This is a genomic window from Luteibacter sp. 329MFSha (assembly GCF_900111665.1).
Classification (GTDB): domain Bacteria; phylum Pseudomonadota; class Gammaproteobacteria; order Xanthomonadales; family Rhodanobacteraceae; genus Luteibacter.
Genome location: NZ_FOJE01000001.1, coordinates 1,342,178 through 1,367,744, shown reverse-complemented (window position 1 = coordinate 1,367,744; position 25,567 = coordinate 1,342,178). Strand labels below are relative to the sequence as shown.

General features: G+C 68.0%; 30 protein-coding genes. 20 read left to right on the top strand and 10 right to left on the bottom strand.

All coding sequences use genetic code 11. From position 1 onward, the window contains the following. Positions 1-477: an outer membrane lipoprotein gene (locus tag BMW54_RS05975; protein WP_090053755.1), complete on the top strand. Its 477-nt coding sequence runs from the start codon at positions 1-3 to the stop codon at positions 475-477. A gap of 151 nt (positions 478-628) precedes the next feature. On the opposite strand, the gene BMW54_RS05970 is transcribed toward BMW54_RS05975, so the two are convergent. Both BMW54_RS05970 and BMW54_RS05965 read right to left on the bottom strand, forming a co-directional pair. Continuing rightward, on the bottom strand, positions 629-1,063 hold the full coding sequence (locus BMW54_RS05970) for a cell wall hydrolase (RefSeq protein ID WP_090053753.1): 435 nt from the start codon (positions 1,061-1,063) through the stop codon (positions 629-631). A gap of 476 nt (positions 1,064-1,539) precedes the next feature. Then, on the bottom strand, positions 1,540-2,325 hold the full coding sequence (locus tag BMW54_RS05965; RefSeq protein ID WP_090053752.1) for a CAF17-like 4Fe-4S cluster assembly/insertion protein YgfZ: 786 nt from the start codon (positions 2,323-2,325) through the stop codon (positions 1,540-1,542). Between the two features lie 126 nt (positions 2,326-2,451). On the opposite strand from BMW54_RS05965, the gene BMW54_RS05960 reads away from it, so the two are divergent. From BMW54_RS05960 to lolD, 9 genes are all read left to right on the top strand, one after another. After that, entirely contained in the window at positions 2,452-2,619 is a 168-nt protein-coding gene (locus tag BMW54_RS05960) for a DUF1674 domain-containing protein (RefSeq protein ID WP_090053750.1), read from the top strand. Positions 2,620-2,680: 61 nt separating this feature from the next. After that, on the top strand, positions 2,681-3,073 hold the full coding sequence (sdhC, locus tag BMW54_RS05955; RefSeq protein ID WP_090053749.1) for a succinate dehydrogenase, cytochrome b556 subunit: 393 nt from the start codon (positions 2,681-2,683) through the stop codon (positions 3,071-3,073). Beyond that, positions 3,070-3,456 carry a succinate dehydrogenase, hydrophobic membrane anchor protein gene (gene sdhD / locus BMW54_RS05950; protein WP_090053747.1) on the top strand — a complete coding sequence of 129 codons (387 nt, stop codon included), beginning with the start codon at positions 3,070-3,072 and terminating at the stop codon, positions 3,454-3,456. Before sdhC ends, sdhD begins: the two co-directional genes overlap by 4 nt. Before the next feature lie 3 nt (positions 3,457-3,459). Continuing rightward, entirely contained in the window at positions 3,460-5,244 is a 1,785-nt protein-coding gene (gene sdhA, locus BMW54_RS05945; RefSeq protein WP_090053745.1) for a succinate dehydrogenase flavoprotein subunit, read from the top strand. Between the two features lie 21 nt (positions 5,245-5,265). Next, positions 5,266-6,051: a succinate dehydrogenase iron-sulfur subunit gene (locus BMW54_RS05940; protein WP_090053744.1), complete on the top strand. Its 786-nt coding sequence runs from the start codon at positions 5,266-5,268 to the stop codon at positions 6,049-6,051. A gap of 95 nt (positions 6,052-6,146) precedes the next feature. After that, positions 6,147-6,395 (top strand): FAD assembly factor SdhE, encoded by a 249-nt coding sequence (locus tag BMW54_RS05935; protein ID WP_090053742.1) that lies wholly within the window; start codon positions 6,147-6,149, stop codon positions 6,393-6,395. After that, entirely contained in the window at positions 6,367-6,768 is a 402-nt protein-coding gene (locus BMW54_RS05930) for a hypothetical protein (RefSeq protein ID WP_139206050.1), read from the top strand. Before BMW54_RS05935 ends, BMW54_RS05930 begins: the two co-directional genes overlap by 29 nt. Positions 6,769-6,916: 148 nt before the next feature. Next, entirely contained in the window at positions 6,917-8,158 is a 1,242-nt protein-coding gene (locus tag BMW54_RS05925; RefSeq protein WP_090053738.1) for a lipoprotein-releasing ABC transporter permease subunit, read from the top strand. Next, entirely contained in the window at positions 8,151-8,843 is a 693-nt protein-coding gene (lolD, locus tag BMW54_RS05920; RefSeq protein ID WP_090053737.1) for a lipoprotein-releasing ABC transporter ATP-binding protein LolD, read from the top strand. The genes BMW54_RS05925 and lolD overlap by 8 nt, the downstream gene beginning before the upstream one ends. Before the next feature lie 2 nt (positions 8,844-8,845). Here the strand turns inward: lolD and BMW54_RS05915 are convergent, their stop codons facing one another. Together BMW54_RS05915 and BMW54_RS05910 are read right to left on the bottom strand one after the other, a co-directional pair. After that, the gene (locus BMW54_RS05915) at positions 8,846-9,595 is read right to left on the bottom strand and encodes an anti-sigma factor family protein (protein ID WP_090053735.1); all 750 of its coding nucleotides are present in this window, start codon (positions 9,593-9,595) and stop codon (positions 8,846-8,848) included. Then, positions 9,592-10,104 (bottom strand): RNA polymerase sigma factor, encoded by a 513-nt coding sequence (locus tag BMW54_RS05910; RefSeq protein ID WP_090053734.1) that lies wholly within the window; start codon positions 10,102-10,104, stop codon positions 9,592-9,594. Before BMW54_RS05910 ends, BMW54_RS05915 begins: the two co-directional genes overlap by 4 nt. 130 nt (positions 10,105-10,234) lie before the next feature. Between BMW54_RS05910 and BMW54_RS05905 the strand changes: the two genes are divergently transcribed. The 4 genes from BMW54_RS05905 (at position 10,235) to BMW54_RS05890 (ending at position 14,832) form a co-directional block, all read left to right on the top strand. Next, a complete protein-coding gene (locus BMW54_RS05905) occupies positions 10,235-11,317 on the top strand; it encodes a catalase family peroxidase (protein ID WP_090053732.1) in 1,083 nt (360 codons plus the stop codon). Continuing rightward, positions 11,314-11,871, top strand: a complete 558-nt coding sequence (locus BMW54_RS05900) for a cytochrome b (protein WP_090053731.1) — start codon at positions 11,314-11,316, stop codon at positions 11,869-11,871. Before BMW54_RS05905 ends, BMW54_RS05900 begins: the two co-directional genes overlap by 4 nt. 528 nt (positions 11,872-12,399) lie before the next feature. Next, on the top strand, positions 12,400-13,443 hold the full coding sequence (locus BMW54_RS05895; protein ID WP_090053729.1) for an aminopeptidase: 1,044 nt from the start codon (positions 12,400-12,402) through the stop codon (positions 13,441-13,443). Between the two features lie 117 nt (positions 13,444-13,560). Next, positions 13,561-14,832 carry a dicarboxylate/amino acid:cation symporter gene (locus BMW54_RS05890; protein ID WP_090055751.1) on the top strand — a complete coding sequence of 424 codons (1,272 nt, stop codon included), beginning with the start codon at positions 13,561-13,563 and terminating at the stop codon, positions 14,830-14,832. Positions 14,833-14,844: 12 nt separating this feature from the next. Here BMW54_RS05890 and BMW54_RS05885 read toward each other — a convergent pair whose 3' ends face one another. After that, a complete protein-coding gene (locus BMW54_RS05885) occupies positions 14,845-15,651 on the bottom strand; it encodes a cytochrome c (protein ID WP_254779101.1) in 807 nt (268 codons plus the stop codon). A gap of 88 nt (positions 15,652-15,739) precedes the next feature. Here BMW54_RS05885 and BMW54_RS05880 point away from each other — a divergent pair, with 88 nt between their 5' ends. Then, a complete protein-coding gene (locus tag BMW54_RS05880; RefSeq protein ID WP_090053726.1) occupies positions 15,740-16,123 on the top strand; it encodes a thioredoxin family protein in 384 nt (127 codons plus the stop codon). After that, a complete protein-coding gene (gene pncB, locus BMW54_RS05875) occupies positions 16,120-17,304 on the top strand; it encodes a nicotinate phosphoribosyltransferase (protein ID WP_090053725.1) in 1,185 nt (394 codons plus the stop codon). The genes BMW54_RS05880 and pncB overlap by 4 nt, the downstream gene beginning before the upstream one ends. Before the next feature lie 136 nt (positions 17,305-17,440). Here the strand turns inward: pncB and BMW54_RS05870 are convergent, their stop codons facing one another. From BMW54_RS05870 to BMW54_RS05860, 3 genes are all read right to left on the bottom strand, one after another. Further along, positions 17,441-18,256 carry a MetQ/NlpA family ABC transporter substrate-binding protein gene (locus BMW54_RS05870; protein ID WP_090053723.1) on the bottom strand — a complete coding sequence of 272 codons (816 nt, stop codon included), beginning with the start codon at positions 18,254-18,256 and terminating at the stop codon, positions 17,441-17,443. An 80-nt stretch (positions 18,257-18,336) separates the two neighbouring features. Continuing rightward, positions 18,337-19,011, bottom strand: a complete 675-nt coding sequence (locus BMW54_RS05865) for a methionine ABC transporter permease (RefSeq protein WP_090053721.1) — start codon at positions 19,009-19,011, stop codon at positions 18,337-18,339. Beyond that, positions 19,008-20,012: a methionine ABC transporter ATP-binding protein gene (locus BMW54_RS05860; protein ID WP_090053719.1), complete on the bottom strand. Its 1,005-nt coding sequence runs from the start codon at positions 20,010-20,012 to the stop codon at positions 19,008-19,010. The genes BMW54_RS05865 and BMW54_RS05860 overlap by 4 nt, the downstream gene beginning before the upstream one ends. 109 nt (positions 20,013-20,121) lie before the next feature. Here BMW54_RS05860 and BMW54_RS05855 point away from each other — a divergent pair, with 109 nt between their 5' ends. Further along, positions 20,122-20,607: a glutathione peroxidase gene (locus BMW54_RS05855; protein WP_090053718.1), complete on the top strand. Its 486-nt coding sequence runs from the start codon at positions 20,122-20,124 to the stop codon at positions 20,605-20,607. A gap of 102 nt (positions 20,608-20,709) precedes the next feature. Here the strand turns inward: BMW54_RS05855 and dacB are convergent, their stop codons facing one another. Further along, positions 20,710-22,152 carry a D-alanyl-D-alanine carboxypeptidase/D-alanyl-D-alanine endopeptidase gene (dacB, locus tag BMW54_RS05850; protein ID WP_175472781.1) on the bottom strand — a complete coding sequence of 481 codons (1,443 nt, stop codon included), beginning with the start codon at positions 22,150-22,152 and terminating at the stop codon, positions 20,710-20,712. Positions 22,153-22,166: 14 nt separating this feature from the next. Beyond that, positions 22,167-22,952, bottom strand: coding sequence for an enoyl-CoA hydratase-related protein (locus BMW54_RS05845; protein WP_090053715.1), 786 nt, complete (start codon positions 22,950-22,952; stop codon positions 22,167-22,169). A 159-nt stretch (positions 22,953-23,111) separates the two neighbouring features. On the opposite strand from BMW54_RS05845, the gene BMW54_RS05840 reads away from it, so the two are divergent. Genes BMW54_RS05840 through BMW54_RS05830 form a run of 3 tightly spaced genes read left to right on the top strand, consistent with a single transcriptional unit; the run spans position 23,112 to position 25,488 of the window. Then, entirely contained in the window at positions 23,112-23,357 is a 246-nt protein-coding gene (locus BMW54_RS05840) for a FeoA family protein (protein ID WP_090053713.1), read from the top strand. After that, positions 23,354-25,201, top strand: a complete 1,848-nt coding sequence (locus tag BMW54_RS05835) for a ferrous iron transporter B (protein ID WP_090053712.1) — start codon at positions 23,354-23,356, stop codon at positions 25,199-25,201. The genes BMW54_RS05840 and BMW54_RS05835 overlap by 4 nt, the downstream gene beginning before the upstream one ends. After that, positions 25,198-25,488, top strand: a complete 291-nt coding sequence (locus BMW54_RS05830) for a DUF6587 family protein (protein ID WP_090053710.1) — start codon at positions 25,198-25,200, stop codon at positions 25,486-25,488. The genes BMW54_RS05835 and BMW54_RS05830 overlap by 4 nt, the downstream gene beginning before the upstream one ends. The last annotated feature ends 79 nt before the right edge of the window (positions 25,489-25,567 follow it).

The window sequence follows — 25,567 nt, the reverse complement described above, 5'->3', positions numbered from 1 at the left end:
ATGCTAACGATCGTCAGAAACTCCGGCCTGGTCGCCATCGCCCTTGCGTCGCTCTCGCTCGCGGCGTGCTACGACCAGCCGCGCCGCGGTGGCTATTACGACCGCGGAGACCGCGTGGTGTATTCGGGCTCGTCGCGCACGTGCGAGCAATGCGGCGTGGTGGAGGATGTCGAGCAGGTGTACGTCGACAAGCAGTCGTCGCCGCTCGGTGCGGTGATCGGCGCGGTCGCCGGCGGTCTGCTCGGCAACACCATCGGCAAGGGTGACGGCCGTTCGGCGGCCACGGTCGGCGGCGCGGTCGTCGGTGGTCTGGTCGGCAACCAGGTGGGCAAGCGCAACGGCGCCGAGGATGTCGCCTTCCGCGTGAAGATCCGCCTGGACGACGGACGTTGGGCGACGGTGACGCAGCGGGAAGATCCCGAACTTCGTCGCGGTGATTACGTGGAAGTCCGCGGCGATCGCGTCTATCGACGCTGATCGTTCGGACGTCTGGACGTCCAAATGAAGAACCCCGCCGATGGCGGGGTTTTTTTTTGGGCAAAAAAAAGACCCTCATCCGAGGGCCCCTTTTCCCGGAGATCCCAAGCTGCCCGCCTGGATCCCTTTTCCCCCGCACGTTCCTGCGCGATCAGTTCACCGCATAGAACGCATGGTCGCCGATCTTGCGAACGACGCGGCTGGCGGACCAGCTTGGCGATACCGCGACGGTGGCGAAATGATCGGCCTGCGGTACGTATACGAGGCGTTCGCTCTTCGGCAGGCTCCAGTTGTTGATGGAGTCGCCAGCGATCTTCCATGCCTTCGTCCATGCCACGAGATCGGTGATCTCGAAATCCTTCGGCATGAGGGTGATGGCGAACTGACGCGGCGCCTTGACGACTTCGCAGACGTTGTTGCCACCCATGCCGCGGTCGCGGCGCCTGAGTGCGACTTCCGCCACGGCGTACTGGCCGATGGTGGGTTCGCTACGAGCTTCCAGGTACACCGTCGTGGCCAGACACGTCTGGTCGGCGAGGTGGCTCGGGAGGACGGACGCCATCCAGAGCAAAGCGGAAAGTTTCATGTGTATCTGCCTCCAACGAGCTTTTCCGTCACTTGCGGCGATAGCCATGGGAGACGTATGAGCGGTAGACGGGCGGGCAGGCCGTTACTACCTGGACCAACCGATGGCATCCGTCGAATCAGTGGAATACGGATGACTCGGGCGTCACACACTGTGACTTTACTGGGCGGCTGTCCGGAGCCGTCCGGTATGGGGTTGCGCCGCAAGGGAGCGGCATCGCGATGCGGCGGCTCCGTCGGCTGATAACGCGTCACGAAGGATCGCGTTGCTTGATCTCCGGCTTCACGCCGGGTCGCGCCAGAACCGTCATCGTCGACGGATCGTCGCGGGTGTCACCGTGTCGTTACACCACGGCCACTTCAAATCGATCGGCGGAGCCTAGTGGCGCGATTCCATTTGCGCAAGTGCGCGGGCTGTCTGGTTCAGCTTCGACTCATGAGAGCGAGAGAACAGATTTTTTACGATGCATGTCGCATTCAATCCGTGAATGTCGAAACGATGTGGAGGCGATTGCCCTCGATATCAAGATTCTGCGCCGCGGCCGTCGCATCGTCGAGTACGACGAGAGTCGTAGGCCGCGATGCGGATGCGTCGCTCGTCAATGCGATGCCGGCGTCGCGTCCGTTAATGCGCAGCGTCGTGCCTTCGATCAGTGCGCGATCGCTTTGCACGATGTGAAGATGCCGTTTGTGTCCGCCAAGAAAATGCAGGCGCGCAGCGATTTCCTGCCCGGGAAAACATCCCTTGTCGAATGCGACGGCGCCGATACGTTCCATCGACAGCGCGGGCGGCAACAACGCGTCGAGTGCGCCGTCTGGCAGCCATGCGAAACCCTTCGCGATGTGGCGGGCGCGCCACGCGTCGTCGCCTTCGTTCGCGGCGATGCGCAGCGACGCGTCACCTTCGCCAAGCAGCAGTGCACCATCGGCGTCCTCGCTGGCCTCGCCATCGGCACGCGCGACACCGTCGCCGACATGGAGCGTGTCCGACACATCGATCGTCACTTTCGAGCGGAACACGAAGCGTTTCAGATCGGCCGCCAGCGCGGTGGCGTCGCCGCCACGCGGGACGAGCACGAATCGCTCGTCGCCGATGCGCGCCACGTGAAGCAGGGCGCGGACCCGTCCCTTCGGATCGAGCCAGCCGCTGAAGTGCCAGCGGCCCACGGGGAGTCCGAGCACGTTGCTGCTCAGCTGGCCGTTCGCGAAGGCGGCGGCATCGCGGCCGGCGAGGGTGATCGTACGAGTGGTAGTACTCGGCATAGGGGCGGCGCGGGGAGGGTGGGAGGGGTAAGATATACGGTCGGACCGGGGTCAGACCAAGGTCCGCGCGTTCGTCAAGGTTGTGCTGCCGTGGCACAGGTATTACGCTTTTAGGGCTTTATAACCATGTCCGACAATCCCTCCGAACCCCAGGACACGAACGATTCCGCTCCGGCGAAGCCGCTCGTACCGCCGGTCGTCCCCACGAACGGCGAGCCAGGGGTCGAGAAAGCGCCATTGGACCCAACGCGTTACGGCGACTGGGAAAAGAACGGACGCTGCATCGACTTCTGAGTATCGGGAAGGCGAGGGGGAGACTGTCGGGCACCAGCGATTCCAATCCAGGATAGCCGCCATGGCACAAACGGGACGACCGCTTTCTCCCCATCTCCAGGTCTACAAGTGGCAAGTGCAGATGGTCTCGTCCATCCTGCATCGCGCCACCGGCATCATCAATGCCGTCGGTAGCCTCGTCGTCGTCTGGGGCCTCGCCTCCATCGCCGCGGGTCCGGAGGCCTTCGCCACGTTCACCGGTATCGCGGGTTCGGCCTTCGGCACGATCCTCCTGATCGCGTGGACCCTGAACTTCTTCTATCACCTGTGCAACGGCATCCGTCATCTGGCGCAGGACGCCGGCGCGGGTTACGCCGTGCAGTCGTTCATCCGTTCGAGCTGGATGTCGATCGTCGGCGCCGTCGTGCTCACGGCGCTGGTATGGGCCTATGTGCTGACCGGGAGCCACGCATGAACAAGGACCTGCGCAATCCGCTCGCCCGGGCCCGCGGCCTGGGTTCCGCGAAGGAAGGCGTGAGCCACTGGATGCTCCAGCGCGTCACCGCGCTCGGCCTGATCTTCCTCACGCTGTGGTTCATCGGCACGATCCTCAGCCTCCTGCACGCCGATTACGCCACGGCCCGCGCCACGCTCGGCAAGCCGTGGAACGCGGTGCTGCTGATCGCCCTCATCGTCACCATGTTCCGGCACGCCACGCTCGGCCTGCAGGTCGTGATCGAAGACTACGTCCACACCCGCTGGCTCGAAGTGGCCTCGCTGGTGATCATCAAGTTCATCGCCGTACTCGCCGCGCTCACGGGCGTACTGGCCGTGCTGCGCGTCGCGCTCGGAAGCTGATCGATGGAAGCCTACAAGGTTCAACAACACAAGTACGACGTGATCGTGGTCGGCGCCGGCGGCGCTGGTCTTCGCGCCACGTTCGGTCTCGCCGAGAAGGGCCTCAAGGCCGCCTGCATCACCAAGGTGTTCCCGACCCGCTCGCATACCGTGGCGGCGCAGGGCGGCATCTCGGCCGCGCTCGGCAACATGGGCGAGGACGACTGGCGCTTCCACTTCTACGACACGATCAAGGGCTCCGACTGGCTCGGCGACCAGGACGCGATCGAATACATGTGCCGTGAGGCCATCCCGGCCATCATCGAGCTCGAACACTATGGCGTGCCGTTCTCGCGTACCGAGGAAGGCAAGATCTACCAGCGCCCGTTCGGCGGCATGACCACGCACTACGGCCAGGGCACCGCGCAGCGCACCTGCGCCGCGGCGGACCGCACCGGCCACGCGATCCTGCACACGCTCTACCAGCAGGCGCTGGCGCACGACGCCACGTTCTTCATCGAGTACTTCGCCATCGACCTCGTTTTCGAGGACGGCAAGTGCGTGGGCGTGCTCGCCCTCGACATGAACGAAGGCACGCTGCACCTCTTCCGAGGTCACGCGGTGGTGATGGCGACCGGCGGTTACGGTCGCGCCTACTTCAGCGCCACGTCGGCGCACACCTGCACGGGCGATGGCGGCGGCATGGTGCTGCGCGCCGGCCTGCCGCTGCAGGACATGGAGTTCGTGCAGTTCCATCCGACCGGCATCTACGGCGCGGGCTGCCTGATCACCGAGGGCGTGCGCGGCGAAGGCGGTTACCTGACCAACTCGGAAGGCGAGCGCTTCATGGAGCGTTACGCGCCGAACGCGAAGGACCTCGCGTCCCGCGACGTGGTCAGCCGCGCGATGACGATCGAGATCCGCGAAGGCCGTGGCGTGGGCCCGAACAAGGACCACATCCACCTCAACCTGATGCACCTCGGTCCCGAGGTCATCCACGAGCGCCTGCCGGGCATCGCCGAATCCGCGCGCATCTTCGCGGGCGTGGACGTGACGAAGGAGCCGATCCCGGTCCTTCCGACCGTGCACTACAACATGGGCGGCATTCCGACCAACTACCACGGCGAAGTCGTCACCAAGCGCGACGACGATCCGGATTCGATCGTCCCGGGCCTGTTCGCCATCGGCGAGGCGGCCTGCGTGTCGGTGCACGGCGCCAACCGCCTCGGCTCCAACTCGCTGCTCGATCTCGTCGTCTTCGGCCGTTCGGTGGCCAACCGCTGCGCCGAGCTCATCAAGCCGGGCACGGCGCACAAGGATCTGCCGGCCAACGCGCTGGACAAGATCCTGGGCCGCTTCGACGCGCTGCGCTACGCGGACGGCACGAAGCCGACCGCGCAGATCCGCGCCGAGATGCAGAAGACGATGCAGTCCGACGCCGCCGTGTTCCGCACGGGCGAGACGCTGAAGGAAGGCTCGCAGAAGATTTCCGAGGTCTACTCGACGTTCAAGGACGTCAAGGTGACCGACCGCTCGCTGGTCTGGAACTCCGACCTCATCGAGACGCTGGAGCTGTCGAACCTGCTCGCGCAGGCCGTCGCGACCATGCATTCGGCCGAGCAGCGTCCCGAGAGCCGCGGCGCGCATGCCCGTGAGGATTTCCCGGACCGCGACGATCACGACTGGCAGAAGCACACGCTGGTGTGGATCGACGAGGCCGGCAAGTCGAGCTTCGACTTCCGCCCGGTGCACATGTACACCCTGACGGACGATGTCGAAGTCGTGCCGCCGAAGAAGCGCGTTTACTGATACCGGACCGGAGAGGCCAACGTGGCAGAGTTCACGCTACCCAAGAATTCCCAGATCCAGGCCGGCAAGCATTTCCCGGCGAAGGGCGCGAAGAACGTGCGCACCTTCAAGGTCTACCGCTGGACGCCGGACGACGGTCAGAACCCGCGCACCGACACGTACGAGGTCGACCTCGATACGTGCGGTCCGATGGTTCTCGACGCCCTGCTGAAGATCAAGAACGAGATCGATTCGACGCTCTCGCTGCGCCGCTCGTGCCGCGAAGGCATCTGCGGTTCCTGCGCCATGAACATCGCCGGCACCAACACGCTGGCATGCACGAAGGCGATCGAGGACTGCGGCAGCGGCACCGTCAACATCTATCCGCTGCCGCACATGCCGGTGGTGAAGGACCTGGTCCCGGACCTGACGCATTTCTATGCGCAGTTCGCCTCGATCAAGCCCTGGATGCGCACGCAGAGCCCGGCGCCCGCGGACAAGGAGCGCCTGCAGTCGCCGGAAGACCGCAAGAAGCTCGACGGTCTCTACGAATGCATCCTCTGCGCCTGCTGCTCGACCTCGTGCCCGAGCTACTGGTGGAACGGCGACCGCTACCTCGGTCCGGCGATCCTCCTGCAGGCTTACCGCTGGATCGTCGACAGCCGCGACGAGGACACCGGTGCGCGCCTGGACGATCTCGAGGATCCGTTCAAGCTCTACCGCTGCCACACGATCATGAACTGCGCGCGCACCTGCCCGAAGGGTCTCAACCCGGCGAAGGCGATCGCGGAGATCAAGAAGCTGATCGTGCAGCGCCGCTCGGCCTGACCCCAGACGGCTGGCTACGAGCGGGCCATGTGGGAGCGCGCTTTCGCGCGCTCCCACATAAGCGCTTCCGCTTCCCCCTATAGCCGAGACTTTCCATGGACGAAGCCCGCCTCAAGCGACTCCGCTGGCGTACCCGCCGTGGCACGCGCGAGCTCGACCGCCTTTTCGGCGGCTGGCTGGACGAGCGCTTCGCCGACGCCGACGAGCCCACGCGGCTGGCATTCGATGAACTGCTCGACGTGCAGGATCCCGATCTCTGGGACTGGGTGATGGGTCATGCCCGCGCGCCCCGCGACGACTGGCAGGGCATCATCGATGACATCCGTTCGAGGCATCGCCTTTGACTACCGTCCATCCGTCGCGCTGACGCGGCTCGGCACCGGCATCGTCTTCCTCGCTTCCGTATCACCGCTCTTCACCGGATTGCCCGCGGTTCTCCGATGTTTCGTGTCCGTCGGCATCGCCTTCGTCGGCTGGCGGCAGCTGGCCGCCTGGCGCCGGCCGCCGGTGACGGCGCTGGCGTGGGCCGCCGACGGTGTCTGGAGCGTCACCCTCGCGGCGGGTTCCGAGCGGGAGGCCGAGCTCCGGCACACGCGGGTTTTCGGGCGTGCCGTCTTCCTGGATCTGCGCTGGGACGGCGGGGCCGCGCAGGTGGCCCTGCTGCCGGATAACGCGCCCGCCGAGGAGCTGCGGCTGCTGCGGGCCCGGCTGGCGTGAAGGCGCGTCGGAACCGGGATAGCGGCCTCGCTGTCATACGACGGGCGGTTTCCCGGTCGGCTTGCCCCGGCTGGCCGCATCGGGCACTCTGCCGCGCGGTACCTGCCTTTCGCGCGGTGCCCTCATCACAGGCGTTAAGTCGACAGGTATGTTCAGACCCCTAGAGCTCTTCATCGGACTGCGCTACACGCGCGCGAAGCGCCGCAACCAGTTCATCTCGTTCATTTCGACGGTATCGATCGTCTGCATCGCGATCAGCGTCACGGCGCTCATCACCGTGATGTCGGTGATGAACGGCTTCGACAGCGAGCTGCGCAACCGCATCCTCGGGGCGGTCTCGCACATCACCGTGTCCGGCATCGGCGAGACCGTGCAGAACTGGCAGCACGCGGTGACGACGGCGGAACATACCGACCACGTGCTCGGCGCGGCCCCGTACGTCGAGATCCAGGCCTTCCTCCAGGCCCGGCGTCCGAGCGGCGCGTTGATTCGCGGCGTGCTGCCGGCCATGGAGCCGAACGTGTCGGACATCGACCGGCACATGGTCGAAGGGAAGATGTCCGACCTCACCGACCGCAGCTGGAAGATCGTGCTGGGCCGCGAGCTGGCGCTTGCGCTGGGGGCGTCGGTGGGCGACAAGGTCACGGTCGTCGTGCCGCAGTTCACGGCCACGCCGATGGGCGCGGTGCCGAAGCTGCGCAGCTTCACGGTCAGCGGCATCTTCGAACTGGGCATGCAGGAGTACGACGCCAACCTCGCGCTCGTGTCGATACAGGATGCCGAGCGCCTCAACGGCCTCGACGGCCCCACCGGCGTGCGACTCAAGCTCGACGACATGCGCGACGCCTATCCCGTGGCGCGCACGCTCGCCAACGAACTCGGGCAGACCTACAGTTTCCAGACGTGGATGGACACCCACGCCAACTTCTTCCGCGCGATCGAGATGGAGAAGAAGGTGATGTTCATCATCCTCTCGCTCATCATCCTCGTCGCCGTGATCAACCTCATCTCGATGCTCATGATGCTCGTCACCGACAAGCAGGCCGACATCGCGATCCTGCGCACCCTGGGTTCCACACCGCGCAGCATCATGGGGATGTTCATGGTGCAGGGCGTGCTCGTGGGCGTCGTCGGCATCGGCTTCGGTGTCCTGCTGGGCGCCGTGCTGTCGCTGAACCTTCCGGCGATCGTGAAGTGGATCGAGCACGTGACGGGCCAGAACTTCCTCTCGCCGGACGTCTACTACATCAGCGAACTGCCGAGCCAGCTGCTCTGGTCCGACGTGGGCTGGGTGGTGCTGACGACCTTCGCGTTCTCCCTGCTTGCGACGCTCTATCCCGCGTGGCGCGCCTCGCGCACGCAGCCTGCCCAGGCGCTCCGTTATGAATAAGCCGAACGACGACATCGTGCTGCGCGCCACCGGCGTCGCCAAGGTCTACGAGGAAGGCGACCTGCGCACGGGCGTCCTCTCGAACGTGAACTTCGCGCTGCGCCGCGGCGAAACCATGTCCATCGTCGGCGCCTCCGGCACCGGCAAGTCGACGCTGCTGCACATCATCGGCGGGCTCGACACGCTCAGCGCCGGCAAGGTCGAGGTGAACGGCCGGGTGCTTTCGGAGCTCTCCGACGCGGAACGCGGTCGCGAGCGCAACCGTTCGCTCGGCTTCATCTACCAGTTCCATCACCTGCTTCCCGAGTTCACGGCGCTCGAGAACGTCTGCATGCCGCTGCTCATCCGCGGCGTGTCGATCGCTCAGGCACAGAAGGAGGCCACGGCGTTGCTGGAGCGCGTCGGGCTCGGTTCGCGCCTGCGCCATCGCCCGGCCGAAATGTCGGGCGGCGAGCGCCAGCGTTGCGCCGTGGCGCGCGCGCTCGTCACGCGGCCCGCGTGCGTGCTCGGCGACGAGCCCACCGGCAACCTCGACGAGGCCAACGCGGCGCACGTGTACGAGCTGATGATCGAGCTCAATCGGGAGATCGGCACCAGCTTCGTGCTGGTGACGCACGATTCGCGCCTCGCCGGCCGGATGGATCGCACGCTCGAGCTGCACGCGGGCGAGCTGCACGAGCGCTAGGCTCAGATCGAGCGTTGCACCACGCGCTCCGCCGCGCCGCGGCCGCCGTCGTTCGCCGAGGCGACGACGGCGTAATTGTGCCCGCCGTTCGACCAGTAGTTCGCGAGCAGGCCGTTTTCCTCCCGGGATCCGCGCGGGAGCATGCGGCGGGCCGGGCCCGGCGGCCGAACGTAGAAGCTCACCGTGTGGCCGTTGCCGTCGTCGTAGAGGACCATGCCCGCGGGACCCTGCTCGGTGGCGAACAGCCGGCCGCCGATGGGGCGGAAGCCGGCGTCGGCCAGATCGGGCAAGCGCACGTCGGAGCCGACGCGTCCCGCCAGCCAGGCGCGGAGGTCGGTCTCGTTGCCCGTCGTGATGTCCATGCCGACACCGTGGTCGAGCGCGAGCAGCCGATAGGCCTGCATGGCATCGGCCATCGGCGCGTCGCCCGTGCCGATCCCGCGGACGGTCCAGCCCGCCATGCTTCCGACGGCCAGGCACAGGAACAGCGACGCGGCCAGGGCCAGGCGGCCGCTGCGGCGCCGGCGCGCGGTTTCGCGCACCGTGATCGGATCCAGGCCGGGCGCGGGCGTCAGGTCACCTGCGAGCAGCGTGCGCAGCTGCTGCGCGTCGTTCCGCCAGCCCTGCACCTCGTCCGCCTGCTCGGGGTGGCGGGCCAGGTAGCGTTCCACCTCGCTGCGGTGCGCGCTGTCGAGGTGCCCGTCCACGTAGGCATGGATGTCGTGTTCGCTCGGGGGCGTCGTGGTCGTCATTTCAGCAGTCGCAGGGACGGGGATTCGGATTCGCCTTCGCCAAGCTGGCGCAGGGCGCGCCGCGCACGGGAGAGACGCGACATGACGGTGCCGACCGGCACCTTCAGGATGTCCGCGACCTCGCGGTAACTCATGCCTTCCACCGTGATCCAGAGCAGCAGGCTGCGCTGCTCGACGGGCAGGGCGGCGAATGCGGCAAGCGTGGAATGCGCCAGGGCGACGCGCTCGGCGGACGGCCAGGTGGGTTCCTCGCTGGGCAACGAGCCCAGGAGCAGCGCCTGCCGGGCGGAGCGACGCTTCCCGTCGAGGAACAACCTGTACAAGATCGAGAACAGCCAACCGCGCAGGCTCTCCTCATCGCGCCGGGTATGCCAGCGGGAAAGCGCGCGCTCGACGGTCGACTGGACGAGGTCGTCGGCGGCATGCACGTCACGGGCGAGCCACAGCGCGAAGCGCCGCAGGCGCGGCAGCATCGTCCGAAGGGCTTCGTCGATTCGCGGGTCGGACATGCCGGGCCTCTCGCCGGGGCTTTCATGGACGTTAGACGTCCGGTCGGGAGAAATATTCCCCGGTCCGGGAATAAAAGTCCCTGACGTACGTCCCACCCTGAACACGCCAACGCAACCAGGAACGCACACGATGACAGAGAAACGGCAGGACCCGCGCCCTCCGGCGCACGCGGCAGGACGATGGGCGCTGATAGGGCTCGCGGTGGTGGGCGCCGCTGCCGTTTTCGGGTACGTCGGCGGCTGGCTCGCGCCCGAGCGGCTGACCCCGAAGCGGATCATCAACGCGCTGCAGGCCAACGGAGGCGACTATCCCGGGTTCCGGCGCAACCATGCCAAGGGCATCTGCGTGACGGGGCGCTTCGAGTCCAACGGCGAGCTGGCGAAGTACTCGACGGCGGCCGTGTTCGCGCCCGGCAACACGCCGGTGGTGGGGCGCCTCGCGATCCCCGGCGGAAACCCCTATGCCGGGGACAGTTCCGCGCCCATCCGCAGCTTCGCGCTGCGCTTCGACATGGCCGATGGCGAACAATGGCGGACGGGCATGAACGCCATGACGGTGTTCCCGGTGTCCGATCCGAAGGCGTTCTACGAACTCACGGTCGCGACGCATCCGGATCCCTCCACCGGAAAACCGGACCCCGCCAAGGCCGGCGCTTTCTTCAAGGCTCATCCGGAATCGGCGGCGTTCCTGGACTGGATCAAGACGGCGAAGCCGTCGGCGAGCTACGTGCCGGAGACCTACCGCAGCATCAACGCGTTCTACCTGCGCGATGCGCAGGGCGAGCGCCACGCCGTGCGCTGGATGCTCGTGCCGGAGAAGGGCCCGGAAGGTGACGGCGGTGCCGCCGCCGGGGACACCGACTACCTGGCCGCCGACCTGATGAAGCGTCTGGGGCAGGGTCCGGCGCGCTGGCATCTGCAGATGGTCTTCGCCAACCCCGGCGATCCGGTCGACGACGCGACGAAGATCTGGCCCGATGATCGCCGCACCGTGGACGCCGGCACGCTCGTCATCGACGCCGCCGAGGCGCAGGCCGATGGCCCGTGCCGCGACGTGAACTACGATCCGACCATCCTGCCGCGCGGCATCGAAGTGTCCGGCGATCCGTTGCTTGCCGCGCGTTCGGCGGCCTATGCCGATTCCTACCTGCGCCGCACCAGCGAGGAAGCGCACGTCCCGGGCACGGCCCGTCCGAAGGAGGCCCAGCCATGAGCCGCGCCGATACGTTCCATGGGTTCGCCCGGCTGCTGCACTGGCTGATGGCCGCGATGATCCTGTCGATGCTCTTCATCGGCGCCGGCATGGTCACGTCCGTCGAATCGAAGTACCTGTGGCTGGTGTCGATCCACAAGCCGCTGGGCATCGCGGTCTTCGTGCTCGCGCTGATCCGCCTCGGGTTCCGCCTGACGCATCCCGCGCCGCCGCTGCCGGCCGACATGCCCCTCTGGCAGAAGCTGGCCGCGCACGCGTCGCACTGGCTGCTTTACGCGTTGATGATCGGACTGCCGCTGATCGGCTGGGCCATGCTGTCGGCCGGTAACTATCCGGTGACGCTGGGCGGCGGTCTGCGCCTGCCGCCGATCGTGCCAGCGGATGCATTGCTCTTCGCGTGGCTGCGCGAAGCCCATCGCTACCTGGCGTGGCTGTTCTTCCTGACGTTCCTCGCACACATGGGCGCCGCGTTGATGCACGGCCTGATCCGCCGCGACGGCGTCCTGCAGTCGATGACAGGCGGGCGACGTCCGGAGCGATCCGACATCGCCTGAGGCAAGCCCGCCGATCGCCTCACCGTCGCACCGGCGCACGCCGGTGCCCACGGCGAGGCGATCGGTCGCCGCGACACCGCACACGCACGAACGCGTGGTGCGCGGCGCCCCCTCATGGACCGAGGACGTGGACCCCGGCGTGCGCCGGGGTGACGGGTTCATGCATGCGCTCATACCCCCTCACGTCGCACCGGCGCACGCCGGTGCCCACGGCGAGGCGATCGGTCGTCGCGACACCGCACACACACGAGCGCCCGGAGCGCGACGCCCCCCTCGTGGACCGAGGACGTGGACCCCGGCGTGCGCCGGGGTGACGGGTTCATGCACGGCGTCGCTGCCCCCTGACGTCGCACCGCGGTGACGGTGACCGGATTCACGCATGCGCTCACACCCCCTCACCGTCGCACCGGCGCACGCCGGTGCCCACGGCGAGGCGATCGGTCGTCGCGACCGCGCCCGACCAGGTCCGCGACGAAGCGCGCGACACACCATCCCACGACGCCCTTCGGCCCGTGCAGAATAGGCCGGATGCGCCTCGCACTCGCCACCCTGATCGTCCTGCTCGCCGGCTGCCGCTCGCTGGGCTACTACGCGCACGTCGCGCACGGCCAGGCGGCGCTGCTGTCCGAGCGCCGCCCGATCGCGAAGGTCGTCGCCGATCCGAAAACGCCCGCGAAGACGCGGGAGCGGCTCGAACTCGCGAGCGAAGCGCGCCGCTTCGCCTCCACGCGACTGGCCCTGCCCGACAACCGCAGCTACACCTGGTACGTGGCGCTCGACCGACCCTGGGTCGCGTGGAACGTGTTCGCGACGCCGGAGCTATCCGTCGCGCCCATCACCCATTGCTTTCCGATCGCCGGCTGCGTGGCCTATCGCGGCTACTTCCGCCACGACCTCGCCCAGCGCGAAGCCGCGCGGGAGTCGGCGCTGGGGCACGACGTGTCCATCGGTGAGGTGCCCGCCTATTCGACGCTCGGCTGGTTCGCCGACCCGATCCTCAGCAGCATGATGCGCTGGGACGATGACGAACTCGCCGGCACGATCTTCCACGAGCTCGCGCATCAGGAGCTCTACGTGAAAGACGATTCGTCGTTCAACGAATCCTTCGCCACTTTCGTCGAGCGGGAAGGCCTGCGCCAGTGGCGGCGCTCGCGGAACCTTCCCCCGCCGGACGAGCGCGGCGACATCCTCGATCGGTCCTTCACGCGGCAGATCCTCGCGCTGCGCGAGCGGCTCGGGACACTTTACGCGGAGGATCGTCCCGACGAGGCGAAGCGCGTCGCCAAGGCCGAGACCTTCGAGGCGTTCCGCGGGCAGTATCTGGTCTGGCGCGAGACCGAGGCGAAGGGCGACCGCCGCTACGACCGCTGGATGGCGAAGCCGTTGAACAACGCGCGACTGCTGCCGTTCGGTCTTTACGACACGTGGGTGCCGTCGTTCGCCGCGATGTTCGCCGATACCGGCGGGCGCTGGCCCGTCTTCTACGCGCGGGTCCGCGAACTGGCGAAGCGGCCACCGGACGAGCGGACGAGGGAACTCCAGCGGCTGGCGACGCGAAGCGACGCCCTGTAGGCAAGGCGGGATGCAAGCCCCCAGCGTTCGTCCCGGCGAACGCAGCGTCCGATTTCGGGCGTCCGGACGTCCATACGCGGGTGTAGTGTCTGGGTTCGTTATATGGGCAACCCTCTCATGTCGCTTCTCACCTCCTGGTTCCGCATCCGTTTCTGGAAGCGCGTGGCCGCCGGTTTCGCGCTCGGCGCGCTCGCTGGCTGGGTCCTGGGGCCTGCCGCGGCGGCGTGGTTCGGCCCGCTCGGGCAGCTCTACGTCACGCTGATCAAGATGATCGCGGTGCCGCTGGTTTTCTTCGCGGTGCTGCACAGCGTGTCCAGCCTCCACGGGGTCAAGGACGTCGCCGCGCTGGGTTCGCGTACGTTCGGCTGGTTCGCGGCCACCGCGACGCTGGCCGTGCTCGTCGGCCTGCTCGTGGCGCACGTCGCGCAGCCCGGTCTGGGCGTCGAAGGTCTCTCGGCACCGCTCGACTGGAAGCCGAAGGCGGTACCGGAGCCCGTCAAGGTGCTGCTCGACATCGTGCCTGCCAATCCGTTCCGCGCGTTGACCGAAGGCAAGATCCTGCAGGTGATCTTCTTCGCCGGGTTGCTCGGCCTCGCGCTGGTGAAGATCGGCGAGAAGTCGGCGAAGCTGCGCGCACTTGCCGGCGAGGCGAACGACGCCATGATCCAGGTGACGCGCTTCGTGCTCGAAGTCACCCCGCTGGGCACTTTCGGCCTGATCGCCGCGCTCGTCGGCAGCTACGGCTTCGAGAAGCTGCTGCCCCTGGCCAGCTTCGTCGGGGCGTTGTACGTCGCGTGCGCGTTGCAGATCGTCGTCGTGTATGGCGGCCTGTTGCTGGCGCACGGCCTCAACCCGTGGAAGTTCTTCCGCGCCGCGTTCCCGGCGATGCAGGTGGCCTTCACGTCCTCGTCGAGCTTCGCCGCCATGCCGATCGCGTTGCGCACCGTCGTGCGCAACCTCGGCGTGAAGGAGGAGTACGCCGCGTTCGCCGTGCCGCTGGGCGCCAGCATCAAGATGGACGGCTGCGGCGCGATCTATCCCGCGATCTCCGCCGTGTTCATCGCGCAGTATTTCCATCTCGACCTGCAGCCGGCGCAGTACCTCGTGATCCTGCTCGCGTCGGTCCTCGGCTCGTTCGGCACCGCCGGCGTGCCCGGCACCGCCACCGTGATGGTCACGCTGGTGCTGAGTTCGGCGGGCCTGCCGCTCGAAGGCATCGGTTACCTCGTGGCGATCGACCGCATCCTCGACATGATGCGCACCATGACCAACGTCACCGGCCAGATGGTCGTGCCCGTGCTGGTCGCGCGCGAACGGGGCATCCTCGATCTGGAGGTCTACCACCGGGCGTCGGGCGACGCGGTGGTCGAGGGCGAAACGCTGGCCTGAACCAGCCAGGCCTCAGTGCGGGGCCTTCCGCGTCGACATGTGCCTCAGGTACGCCACGAGGTCGTCGAGATCGGCGTCGGACAACACGGCGCGATCGAAGCCGGGCATCTTCGACTGCGGCCAGCGGCGCAGGTCCTGCGGGTTGCGGATCAGCGCGCGCAGCATGTCGGCCCGCAGGTATTCGGTCGGGTTGTGCGGGAGGTTGAGGTCCGGCCCCAGCTTCGCGTCGCCCTGGCCGTTGAGCGTGTGGCACGTGATGCAGTTGCGCTGGAACACCGTGAACCCATGCCGCTCCGGGGCGTCCTTGGCGAGACCGTCGGCGGGCCGCATCGCCGGGAAGCGCGACGCGGGGTCGGCGAGCACCCGGATGGTCGCCACCTGGTACGGCCACTGCTCGGGCCCGATGTGGCCCGCCGCCGGGTTCGTCCAGACCAGGTAGAACGGACCCGCGCCGGCCTTGCCTGCGCCCAGCGCGGGCCAGGGCTTGCCGGGCGGCTCCACGGCCAGCCAGGCCTCGGCGCCGTGGCCGTCGACGACCGCTTCCGCCGGGATTTCGGCGGCGAAGCCGTCGAGCGCCACGAACTGGAGGTGGGCGTCGGTCGCCACACCGGGCAGCAGGGCCTTGAGCGGCACGGCGAGATACCTCGTCTCGCGGTGGTACGAGACATCGTCCGGAACCCGCACCTCGCGCACGTCGGCCCGGGACAGCAGCTGCTCCGTCGTGAGGGCGCGCGGGCCCGCGCCGGTGTCGATCGTGAGCGTGGCGGCGCGCGGGGCGCCAGCGATGACGAGTAGCAGGGTAGCCAGGAGAAGGCGCACGATCGTTCCTTGGGAATCGCGGGGGACGGCCCTCGGATTATCCCCGCAACGCCCCCATGTGGAGCGGACACGACGCACGGATTTCCCCATGGCAGACACTTCCGTCCCCGACTTCTTCCAGCGCTTCCCCATGGAGCGCGTGACCACCGGCGAACTCGACGCCGAACTCGCGCGAGACGACGATCGCATCGTGATCCTGTTCCTGTGGGGTCGCGACTGCCCGAACTGCGACATCGCCAAGCGGCAGATCCTGCTGACACCGGAGCGGTTCGCCTGGCCGGAAGTGCGCTGGCTGCACGACAACGTCTACGACGATCCGAAGATGGCGACGCGTTTCGGCCTGCACGGCATCCCCGCCTTGTTCGTGTTCCACCGCGGGAAGAAGCTCGGACGCATCACGTCGTGGCCCGGAGCCGATGCCTTCGTCGACGCCGTGAACCGGCAGATCGCCGCGACGGGCGCGACGGCATGATCGTCACGTCGTTGCTGGATACCGACCTCTACAAGTTCACCATGATGCAGGTGGTGCTGCATCAGTATCCGGCGGCCGAAGTGGAGTACCGCTTCCGCTGTCGCACCCCCGGCATCGACCTCGTGCCGTTGATCGGTCGCATCCGCGAGGAAGTCGACGCGTTGTGCTCGTTGCGCTTCGACGACGACGAACTCGATTACCTGCGCGGCCTGCGCTTCATCGACAGCGATTTCGTCGACTTCCTCGGCCTGTTCCAGCTCAACCCGAAATACGTCCGCATCGAGCCGGGCGCTGAGGACAACGGCGAGATCGAGATCGTGATCGCGGGGCCCTGGCTGCACACCATCCTCTTCGAGGTGCCGCTGCTCGCGATCGTCAACGAGCTCTACTTCCGCGCGACGTATCCGGGCCTCGACCTCGACGAAGGGCGCCGTCGGCTGCAGGCCAAGATCGCGCTCCTGCGCGACACGCCCGGTTACGAGCGGGTGCGCATCGCCGACTACGGCACGCGCCGCCGCTTCTCCCGCGACTGGCATGACGAAATGCTCGCGACGCTCAGGGCGGAGCTCGGGCCGCAGCTCGCCGGCACCAGCAACGTCTGGCTGGCGAAGCGGCAGGGGCTGGTGCCCATCGGCAGCATGGCGCATGAATACCTGCAGGCCTTCCAGTCGCTGGGTCCGCGCCTGCGCGACTCGCAGACGGCGGCGCTCGAGGCCTGGGCACGCGAATATCGCGGCGACCTCGGCATCGCGCTGTCCGACGTGTACGGGCTCGACGCGTTCCTGCGCGATTTCGACATGTACTTCTGCAAGCTCTTCGATGGGGCGCGGCACGATTCCGGCGACCCCTTCACCTGGGGCGACCGCGTGCTGGCGCACTACGAGAAGAACCGCGTGGATCCGCGCACGAAGACGCTGGTCTTCAGCGACGGCCTCGACATCCCCCGCGTGATGGAGCTCTACCGCCACTTCGCCGGCCGCTGCCAGCTGTCGTTCGGCGTGGGCACGAATCTCACCAACGACGTCGGTCCCTCGCCGTTGAACATCGTGATCAAGATGACCCGCTGCAACGGCCAGCCGGTGGCGAAGCTGTCAGATTCACCGGGGAAGGCGATGGGCTTCGAGGATCCCGATTACGTGGCGTACCTGCGGAAGGTGTTCGGGCTGCCGTCGCCGACCTGAGGATCGCTCCCCGGTCATGGTCGGGCGTAGGAGCGGACCCGGCCGCGACGGCTTTTCGCGATAAGGCGGCAGGGGCTGTCGCTCCCGGCTCCAACGGCGTCGCGGCCAGGGCCGCTCCCACGGGGAGGGGCCGCGATCAGAAGGCGGGGAGTACCGCGCCGCCGTAGGTCTTCTCGATGAACGCCTTCACCTCCGGCGAGGTGAGCGCCTTCGCGAGCTTCTGCACGCGCGGGTCGTCCTTGTTGTCCGGGCGGGAGACGAGGAAATTCACGTACGGCGAATCCTTGTCCTCGATGAGCAGCGCATCCTTCACGGGATTCAGCTTCGCCGCCAGGGCGTAGTTGGTGTTGATCAGCGCGAGGTCCACCTCGCCCAGCACGCGCGGCAGCATCGCGGCTTCCAGTTCGCGGAACCTGAGGTTCTTCGGATTGGTGGCGACGTCCTTGAGCGTGGCGAGCCGGTCGTTCGGGTTCTTCAGCGTGATCAGCCCGTGCTTCGCCAGGAGGAGCAGGGCACGGCTGTTGTTGCTCGGGTCGTTCGGGATCACGACGTCGGCGCCGTCGGGCAGCTGGTCGATCGAGGTGTAATTCTTCGAATAGGCTCCGAACGGCTCGATGTGCACGCCCGTGACCTTCACCAGGTTCGTGCCGCGTTCCTTGTTGAAGGCGTCGAGATAGGGCTCGGTCTGGAAGAAGTTGACGTCCAGCTGCTTCTGCGCGACCTGCATGTTCGGCTGCACGTAATCGGTGAACACGCGGATCTCGAGGTCCACGCCTTCCTTCGCCAGCAGCGGCTTGATCTCCTTGAGGATCTCCGCGTGCGGCACGGGCGTGGCGGCGACGCTGAGCTTCGCGCCGCCATTGCCACCGTTATCGGCGCCGCCATCGCCACCGGAGCAGCCCGCGACGAGCAGGGCCAGGGCGGTAGCGAGGGGAAGCAGGAAGTTCTTCATGGCGGCGGACCGTCGCTCTTGTTGCGGTGCGACAGCATAGACGTCCATACCGCCGGATGCAAAACGGCACCCGCCACCGCTCATCGCCGGCTGTAGCGCCCCACGAGGCGGTCGCCGATGGACTGGAGGATCTGGACGAGCACCACCAGCAGCGCGACCGTCACCAGCATGTAGTCGGGCTTGTAGCCGTTGTAGCCGTACTGGTAGGCGAGAGCGCCGAGGCCGCCGGCGCCGACGATGCCGCCCATGGCGGTGTAGCCGACCAGCGCGACCGCGGTGACGGTCGTGGCCGCGATCAGGCCGGGACGCGACTCGGGCAGGAGCACCCGCGTGACGATCTGCGCCGTCGTGGCGCCCATGGCCTGGCTGGCCTCGATCACGCCGCGATCGACCTCGCGCAGCGCGGTCTCGACGAGGCGGGCGAAGAAAGGCGCCGCGCCGATCACGAGCGGCACGATCGCACCGCGGATGCCGATGCTCACGCCGGTGATGGCCTGCGTCACCGGAATCAGCAGGATCATCAGGATGATGAAGGGGATCGAGCGGAGCACGTTCACCACGAGCGAAAGCACGCCGTAGAGCTTCGGCCTGGCATGCAGCTGGCCGCGCGCGGTGAGGAACAGCCACACGCCGAGCGGCAGGCCCAGCACGAGCGTGAAAAGCAGCGAGCCGCCGAGCATCAGCAGCGTGTCGAGGCAGGCCTGCGCGATCTCCGGCCAGTCGATGTTGGGGAACAGGGTCTGCATGGGGCTCATCGGGCCACCTCCTCGATGTCGACGTCGGCGGCGCGGATCTGCGCGAGCGCGTCCTCCAGGCGTTCGCCGTTCATGGCGAGCGTCAGTTGCCCGTAGGGCACGTCCTTGATCCGGTCCACCCGGCCGGACAGCAGGTTGTATTCCACGCCGGTATCGCGCACGACGCGCGACAGCAGCGGCGAGTAGGTCGCGTCGCCGCGGAAGGAGAGGCGGAAAAGCCGCCCCGTCACGCCCGGGAACTCGGGGCCGCGACCCTCGCGGTGGTCCGCCTCCGCGACGAAGCGGCGCGTGGTCGGGTGCCGCGGATGGAGGAACACGTCGGCCACGGGGCCGGATTCGACCACCTGGCCGGCATCGAGCACGGCCACGCGATCGCAGACGCGGCGGATCACGTCCATCTCGTGCGTGATGAGCACGATGGTCAGTCCGAGGCGGCGGTTGATGTCCGCCAGCAACTCGAGCACCGACGCCGTGGTCTGCGGATCGAGCGCGCTGGTCGCCTCGTCGCAGAGGAGGATCTTCGGCTGGCTGGCCAGCGCGCGCGCGATGCCGACGCGCTGCTTCTGTCCACCGGACAGCTGCGCCGGGTACTTGCGGGCGTGCGAGGTCAGGCCGACCAGGTCGAGCAGTTCGTCGACGCGCGCGGCGATGGCCGTCTCGTCCATGTCGCCGTGCAGGCGCAGCGGGAACGCGACGTTGTCGGCGACGGTGCGCGACGACAGCAGGTTGAAGTGCTGGAAGATCATGCCGATGCCCGCGCGCAGCCGGCGCAGGTCCGCGCCCTGGGCCTGCGTCACGTCGCGGCCATCGATGAACACCTGGCCGGAGGTGGGGCGTTCCAGCAGGTTGATCAGGCGCAGCATCGTCGACTTGCCGGCACCGGAATGACCGATGATGCCGAAGACCTCGCCGGCCTCGATGGCGAGGTCGACGGGATGCAGGGCGGGGACGAGCGTCCCGTCCACGGAATAGGACTTCGACGCGGCGGCGAAACGGATCACGGGCGATGGCTCATTGCCGATAAGACGGCCCATGGTAGCCGAAGGAAGGCCTGCGGGCCGCCAATCGGGCGTAGACTCTGCCCGGTCCCGCCCTCAAGGAAGCCGCGCCATGGCAAGCATCTACGATTTTTCCGCCCGCGACATCGACGGCAACGAACGCTCGCTCGCGGAGTTCCGCGGCAAGGCGTTGCTGGTGGTGAACGTGGCCTCGAAGTGCGGCTTCACGCCGCAGTACAAGGGGCTCGAGGCGTTGCAGAAGTCGTTCCACGAGCAGGGGTTCGAGGTACTCGGCTTTCCGTGCGACCAGTTCGGGCATCAGGAGCCGGGTGACGAAGCCGAGATCCGCGACTTCTGTTCCCTCACGTACGACGTGAGCTTTCCCATGTTCTCGAAGATCGAGGTCAACGGTGACGGCGCGCATCCGCTGTATCGTTGGCTGAAGAGCCAGAAGAAGGGCCTGCTCGGCACCGAGGGCATCAAGTGGAACTTCACCAAGTTCCTGATCGACCGCGAGGGCAACGTCGTGGACCGGTATGCACCGACGGATACGCCGGAGAAGATCGCGAAGGATCTGCCGGGCGTTCTGGCGGGGTGACAGCGCCATGTAGGAGCGCGCCCTGCGCGCGACATCTTTTCGCGAGGCGTACCGGGACCTTTGGCTCACGGCCCCAACACATGTCGCGCGCAGGGCGCGCTCCTACAATCGCGTCGCTTCCTCCGCCAGCATGACCGCGATCGCGTCGACTGCCGCGGACACGGGGGGCGCCGGCGTCGCCATGCGCGGCGGCGCATAGTTGTTCAGCACGATCGCGAAGGCTAGCCGCTGGCCTGCTTTCGTCGTCACGTACCCTGCGAGCCCGTTGACGAAGCTCATGCTGCCCGTCTTCGCCACGACGTTGCGTTCGGCGGCGGTGCCACGCATGCGCGTCGCGAGCGTTCCATCGACGCTGGCCACAGGCAGCAAGGCCTTCCAGCGTTCCGCCAGGGGCGATGAGGCCATGTCGGCGAGCACGCGTGTCAGCGATGCCGCCGTCGTCAGGTCGTGGCGCGACAGACCCGTGCCCTCGTTCATGGTGACCGCGGTCGGCCCGATGCCCCGGCCCGCGAGCCATGCCCGCAGGGCGCCGGCCGCGCGTTCCTCGGCTGGTCCCGGACCGGCGGCCTCGAGGCCGGTCAGCTGGAAGACGCTCTGCAGGTAGAGGTTCTGGGAGCGCTTCAGTCCCGCCCGCAGGATCTCCAGCAGGGGTGGTGACGGAACGCTGGCGAGCACGGTTCCGCCCGGGGAGCCCACCGGCCAGCGGACGCTGCGGGCCTCACCGTCGACACGGATGCCATGCGCGACCAAGGCCTGCCGCAGGCGACGGGCCGCCGCCAGGGCGGGATCGGGCATCGACAGACGGCCGCGTCGCGTCGCGCACACCTCGTCGCTTCCGCACGCGGCGCCCGGGGCAGGCACGAAGACGGTGGCGCTGCCGGGAGCCCGGTACATCGACGACGGGCCGTCCGCGGTGCCCGTGACGTCGATCGCGATGGCGGCGTCCTCCGGGACGACGCGGGGAACGCCATTCCCCGGCACGGTGACGGTGAGCGTGTTCTCGTCGATCGTCAGCGCACCGGCTTCCGCGCCGTAGGCGGTCTGCAGATCGGAGGCTTCCCATCCGGCGCCGATGGGAGGGCCGGCGAAGGCGGTGTCGTCCCCCAACACGCCGCCGTCGATCCGGCGCAGGCCCGTCGCGGCGAGCTCGGTGGCGAGGCGGTCGGCCCAGCCGTCGCCCGACAGCGTCGGGTCGCCGCGGCCGCGCAGGACCAGAGGGCCATGCAGCCGCCCCTTTCGTATCTCGCCGCCCGCGAGCACGTCGGTGTGGGTGCGGTAGTCCGGGCCCAGCGCGTCGAGCGCGAAGGCGGCGGTGTACAGCTTCGCGGTGGAGGCCGGCAGCAGCAGGCGCCCGTCGTCGTGCGCGTACACCGTGCGGCCATCGTCGAGCGAGACGACCGAAATGCCCCAGGACGCCGAGGCGAAGCGCGGCGCCGCGATGTGGGCGTCGATGCGCTGGGGCAGGGTCTGGGCCTGGGCGGGAAGGGCGATCAGGAAGAGCGCCGTGAGCGCCCAACGGCGGAGCGGGCCAAGGTACTGTGGCAAGCGCCCTTCGCGCATCAGCCGAGCCACGAGGGCTGGGTCTTTCCCAGGAAGGCGGTGAGACCGTCCTGGCCTTCGGGCGAGACGCGGAGCTTCGCGATCAGGGCGGCGTTCGTGGCATCGGTGGCTTCCATCGCCGCGGCATCCATGCCGCCCATCCCGAGCGCCAGACGCTTGGCCTCGGCCTGCGCGACCGGTCCACCCTTCGTGAGCAGGCCCAGGACGCGCTCGACGGCGGCGTCCAGCTCGTCGGCCGGGACGGTTTCGTGGACGAGCCCCATCGCCAGCGCCGCCGGCGCGGTGAAGATCTCGCCCGTGAGGAACAGCCGCCGGGCCTGGCGAAGTCCGATGGCCGCGATGACATAGGGGGAGATCACCGCCGGCACCAGGCCGAGCTTCACCTCGGACAGCGCGAACTTCGCGCCGTCGGTCGCGATGGCGATGTCGCAGCACGCCACGAGTCCCACGCCACCGCCGAACGCCGCGCCGTTGACGCGCGCGACGGTCGGCTTCGCAAGAAATTGCAGGCGGCGCATGAGCCGGGCCAGCCGCAGCGAATCCTCCCGGTTGTCCGCCTCCGACGCCGTGGCCATGCCGCGCATCCAGCGTAGGTCGGCACCGGCGGAAAAGCTCGCGCCCGTCCCGGTCAGCACCACCGCGCGGATGGCCGGATCGCGCTCGACCGCGTCGATGGCGTCCGTCAGGTCGGCGATCAGCCCATCGTCGAAGGCGTTGTGCACCTCGGGGCGGTTCATGACCAGATGGGCGACGTGGCCCTTGGGGATCAGCTCGACGGCAGGCATGCGCAACGCTCCGGATTCACGGCCACCGATCATAAACGCTGAAAGGTCCGCGACGTTTCGCCGGTCCATGCTCGGGAAGGTGTGGGTGCGGCGTCCGTCGGGATGCAGGCACACGCCCGAAGGCATATAATGCGAACAGTTCTTATTTGAGTAAGCCCAGTGCGCCTCTCCGACGCGCCGAAAGGTGCCAATGCCGTGGTCCAGTCCGTCAGCGATGCCCATCCCGCCGATCCGATCGCGCAGCGCCTGCGCGATCTCGGCTTCGTCGCGGGCGAGCCGGTGCGACTCGTCGCGCGCGGCCCGCTGGGCGGCGATCCGCTGCTGATCCAGATCGGGTCGACCCGTTTCGCCCTGCGCAAGAGCGAGGCGGCCCGCGTGGACGTGTCGGTGGAGAACGCCGCGTGAGCGCCGCCGCCCTGCGTATCGCGCTGGTGGGCAACCCGAACTGCGGCAAGACCGCGCTCTTCAACCAGCTCACCGGCGGTCGCCAGAAAGTGGCCAACTACGCCGGCGTCACCGTCGAGCGCAAGGAGGGCCGCTTCGTCGCGCCGTCCGGCCGCATGCTCCACATCCTGGATCTTCCCGGCGCGTACAGCTTCGACGCGACGAGCCCCGACGAAGCGATCACACGCGACGTCTGCCACGGACGTTACCCGGGCGAAGCCGCGCCGGATCTCATCGTCTGCGTGGCCGACGCCACGAACCTGCGCCTGCACCTGCGCTTCGTGCTCGAGGTGCGCCGACTCGGCCGTCCGGTCGTGCTCGCGCTCAACATGATGGACGCCGCGCGTCGGCGCGGCATCGCCATCGACGTCGCGGCGCTGTCGCGGCGCCTCGGCGTGCCGGTTGTCGAGACGGTCGCCGTGAAGCGCGGCGGAGCGAAGGCGCTGATCGAACGCATCGACGCGAGCGTGCCGGACATCGTGCCCGCGGCCATCGACGTCGCCGGCGTCGAGCAGCTGCACGCGGAGGTCCGCTCGATCCTCGCCGACACGGTGACGATGTCGCGCGACACCGTGGCGATCGACGACGCGATCGACCGCTGGGTGCTGCATCCGGTGTTCGGGCTGGCGATCCTCGCCACGCTCATGTTCTTCATCTTCCAGGCGGTGTTCTCCTGGGCGCAGCCGATCATGGACGGCATCGAGGGCGGTATCGCCGCGCTCGGTACCTTCGTCACGGGGTTCCTGCCGGAAGGCAGCGCGCTGCACAGCCTGCTCAACGACGGCCTGTTCGCCGGCCTGGGCGCGGTGCTGGTGTTCCTGCCGCAGATCCTCATCCTGTTCCTCTTCATCCTCGTGCTCGAGGAATCGGGCTACCTGCCGCGCGCCGCGTTCCTGCTCGACCGCCTGATGTTCCGCGTCGGACTGACGGGCCGGGCGTTCATCCCGCTGCTGTCGAGCTTCGCCTGCGCCATTCCCGGCATCATGGCCACGCGCAGCATCCAGGACCCGCGCGACCGCCTGACCACGATCCTGGTCGCGCCGCTGATGACCTGTTCCGCGCGCCTGCCGGTCTACACGCTGCTGATCGCGGCGTTCATTCCGGATCGCGCCGTGTGGGGCGTGTTCAACCTGCAGGGCATCGTGCTGTTCACGCTGTACTTCGCGGGTATCTTCAGCGCGCTTGGGGTGGCGTTCGTCATGAAACGGCTGCGCAAGGACAAGAGCGAGCATGCGCTGATCATGGAGCTGCCCTCGTACCGCCTGCCCAACGTGCGCGACATCGCACTGGGCCTGTGGGAACGCGCGCTGATCTTCCTCAAGCGTGTCGGCGGCATCATCCTCGCGCTCACCGTGCTGCTGTGGTTCCTGTCGAGTTTCCCGGGGCCGCCGGAAGGCGCGACGCAGCCTGCCATCGACTACAGCATCGCCGGCCGGCTCGGCCGCATGCTCGAGGTGATCTTCGCTCCCATCGGCTTCAACTGGCAGATCTGCATCGCGCTGGTCCCGGGGCTCGCCGCCCGCGAAGTGGCGGTGGCGGCGCTGGGAACGGTCTATGCGATGTCCGGCAGCGACGACTCCGTCGCGTCGCAGCTCGGGCCGCTGATCGCCAACGAGTGGTCGCTCGCGACCGCGCTGTCCCTGCTGGCGTGGTACGTGTTCGCGCCGCAATGCATGTCCACGCTGGCGGTGATCCGCCGCGAAACCAATTCCTGGCGTAACGTCGCCGTGGCCGCCGGTTACCTCTTCGGCCTGGCCTACCTCGCGTCGTTCGCCACGTATCAGATCGCGAGGGCGCTTTCATGAGCACGTTCGAACTGGTCCAGGGCGCGATCATCGGCGCCGTCGTCGCCGCCAGCGCGCTCACGGCGTTTCGCAAGCTGCTGCCGAAGACGTCGGCACGGTGGATGGCCCGGATGTCGGCGAGCCTGAATCGCGACGGTCGCGCGGCATGGGTGCGCGCCTTCGGTCGCCGCCTGCAACCCGCCACCGCCACGGGAAGCTGCGGCGACGGCTGCGGATCGTGCAACAGCTGCGGCCCGGTACAGCCGCGCACCGAGGCGCAACCGCTTCACTTCAAGCCGCGCACCTGAAAGGGTGGGAGCCGATCGCATGGCTTCGTCCTGATCGGCTGGGTCGCATCACCGGCGTCGGGCCCGCTGCCGCGGGATC

Excerpts from the sequence above, each read along its gene's own strand:
- BMW54_RS05845 (WP_090053715.1), bottom strand. The coding sequence starts at position 22,952 with ATGCCTGCCGTCGAGCTGATCCCCAAGGGCCACGTCGCCCATCTGGTC.
- BMW54_RS05830 (WP_090053710.1), top strand. The coding sequence starts at position 25,198 with ATGAGCACGTTCGAACTGGTCCAGGGCGCGATCATCGGCGCCGTCGTC.
- BMW54_RS05935 (WP_090053742.1), top strand. The coding sequence starts at position 6,147 with ATGGACGAAGCCCGCCTCAAGCGACTCCGCTGGCGTACCCGCCGTGGC.
- BMW54_RS05930 (WP_139206050.1), top strand. The coding sequence starts at position 6,367 with ATGACATCCGTTCGAGGCATCGCCTTTGACTACCGTCCATCCGTCGCG.
- BMW54_RS05965 (WP_090053752.1), bottom strand. The coding sequence starts at position 2,325 with ATGCCGAGTACTACCACTCGTACGATCACCCTCGCCGGCCGCGATGCC.
- lolD (WP_090053737.1), top strand. The coding sequence starts at position 8,151 with ATGAATAAGCCGAACGACGACATCGTGCTGCGCGCCACCGGCGTCGCC.
- BMW54_RS05915 (WP_090053735.1), bottom strand. The coding sequence starts at position 9,595 with ATGACGACCACGACGCCCCCGAGCGAACACGACATCCATGCCTACGTG.
- BMW54_RS05925 (WP_090053738.1), top strand. The coding sequence starts at position 6,917 with ATGTTCAGACCCCTAGAGCTCTTCATCGGACTGCGCTACACGCGCGCG.
- sdhD (WP_090053747.1), top strand. The coding sequence starts at position 3,070 with ATGAACAAGGACCTGCGCAATCCGCTCGCCCGGGCCCGCGGCCTGGGT.
- BMW54_RS05960 (WP_090053750.1), top strand. The coding sequence starts at position 2,452 with ATGTCCGACAATCCCTCCGAACCCCAGGACACGAACGATTCCGCTCCG.
- BMW54_RS05905 (WP_090053732.1), top strand. The coding sequence starts at position 10,235 with ATGACAGAGAAACGGCAGGACCCGCGCCCTCCGGCGCACGCGGCAGGA.
- BMW54_RS05865 (WP_090053721.1), bottom strand. The coding sequence starts at position 19,011 with ATGAGCCCCATGCAGACCCTGTTCCCCAACATCGACTGGCCGGAGATC.
- BMW54_RS05975 (WP_090053755.1), top strand. The coding sequence starts at position 1 with ATGCTAACGATCGTCAGAAACTCCGGCCTGGTCGCCATCGCCCTTGCG.
- BMW54_RS05895 (WP_090053729.1), top strand. The coding sequence starts at position 12,400 with ATGCGCCTCGCACTCGCCACCCTGATCGTCCTGCTCGCCGGCTGCCGC.
- sdhA (WP_090053745.1), top strand. The coding sequence starts at position 3,460 with ATGGAAGCCTACAAGGTTCAACAACACAAGTACGACGTGATCGTGGTC.
- BMW54_RS05970 (WP_090053753.1), bottom strand. The coding sequence starts at position 1,063 with ATGAAACTTTCCGCTTTGCTCTGGATGGCGTCCGTCCTCCCGAGCCAC.
- BMW54_RS05890 (WP_090055751.1), top strand. The coding sequence starts at position 13,561 with ATGTCGCTTCTCACCTCCTGGTTCCGCATCCGTTTCTGGAAGCGCGTG.
- BMW54_RS05870 (WP_090053723.1), bottom strand. The coding sequence starts at position 18,256 with ATGAAGAACTTCCTGCTTCCCCTCGCTACCGCCCTGGCCCTGCTCGTC.
- pncB (WP_090053725.1), top strand. The coding sequence starts at position 16,120 with ATGATCGTCACGTCGTTGCTGGATACCGACCTCTACAAGTTCACCATG.
- BMW54_RS05855 (WP_090053718.1), top strand. The coding sequence starts at position 20,122 with ATGGCAAGCATCTACGATTTTTCCGCCCGCGACATCGACGGCAACGAA.
- BMW54_RS05900 (WP_090053731.1), top strand. The coding sequence starts at position 11,314 with ATGAGCCGCGCCGATACGTTCCATGGGTTCGCCCGGCTGCTGCACTGG.
- BMW54_RS05880 (WP_090053726.1), top strand. The coding sequence starts at position 15,740 with ATGGCAGACACTTCCGTCCCCGACTTCTTCCAGCGCTTCCCCATGGAG.
- sdhC (WP_090053749.1), top strand. The coding sequence starts at position 2,681 with ATGGCACAAACGGGACGACCGCTTTCTCCCCATCTCCAGGTCTACAAG.
- BMW54_RS05910 (WP_090053734.1), bottom strand. The coding sequence starts at position 10,104 with ATGTCCGACCCGCGAATCGACGAAGCCCTTCGGACGATGCTGCCGCGC.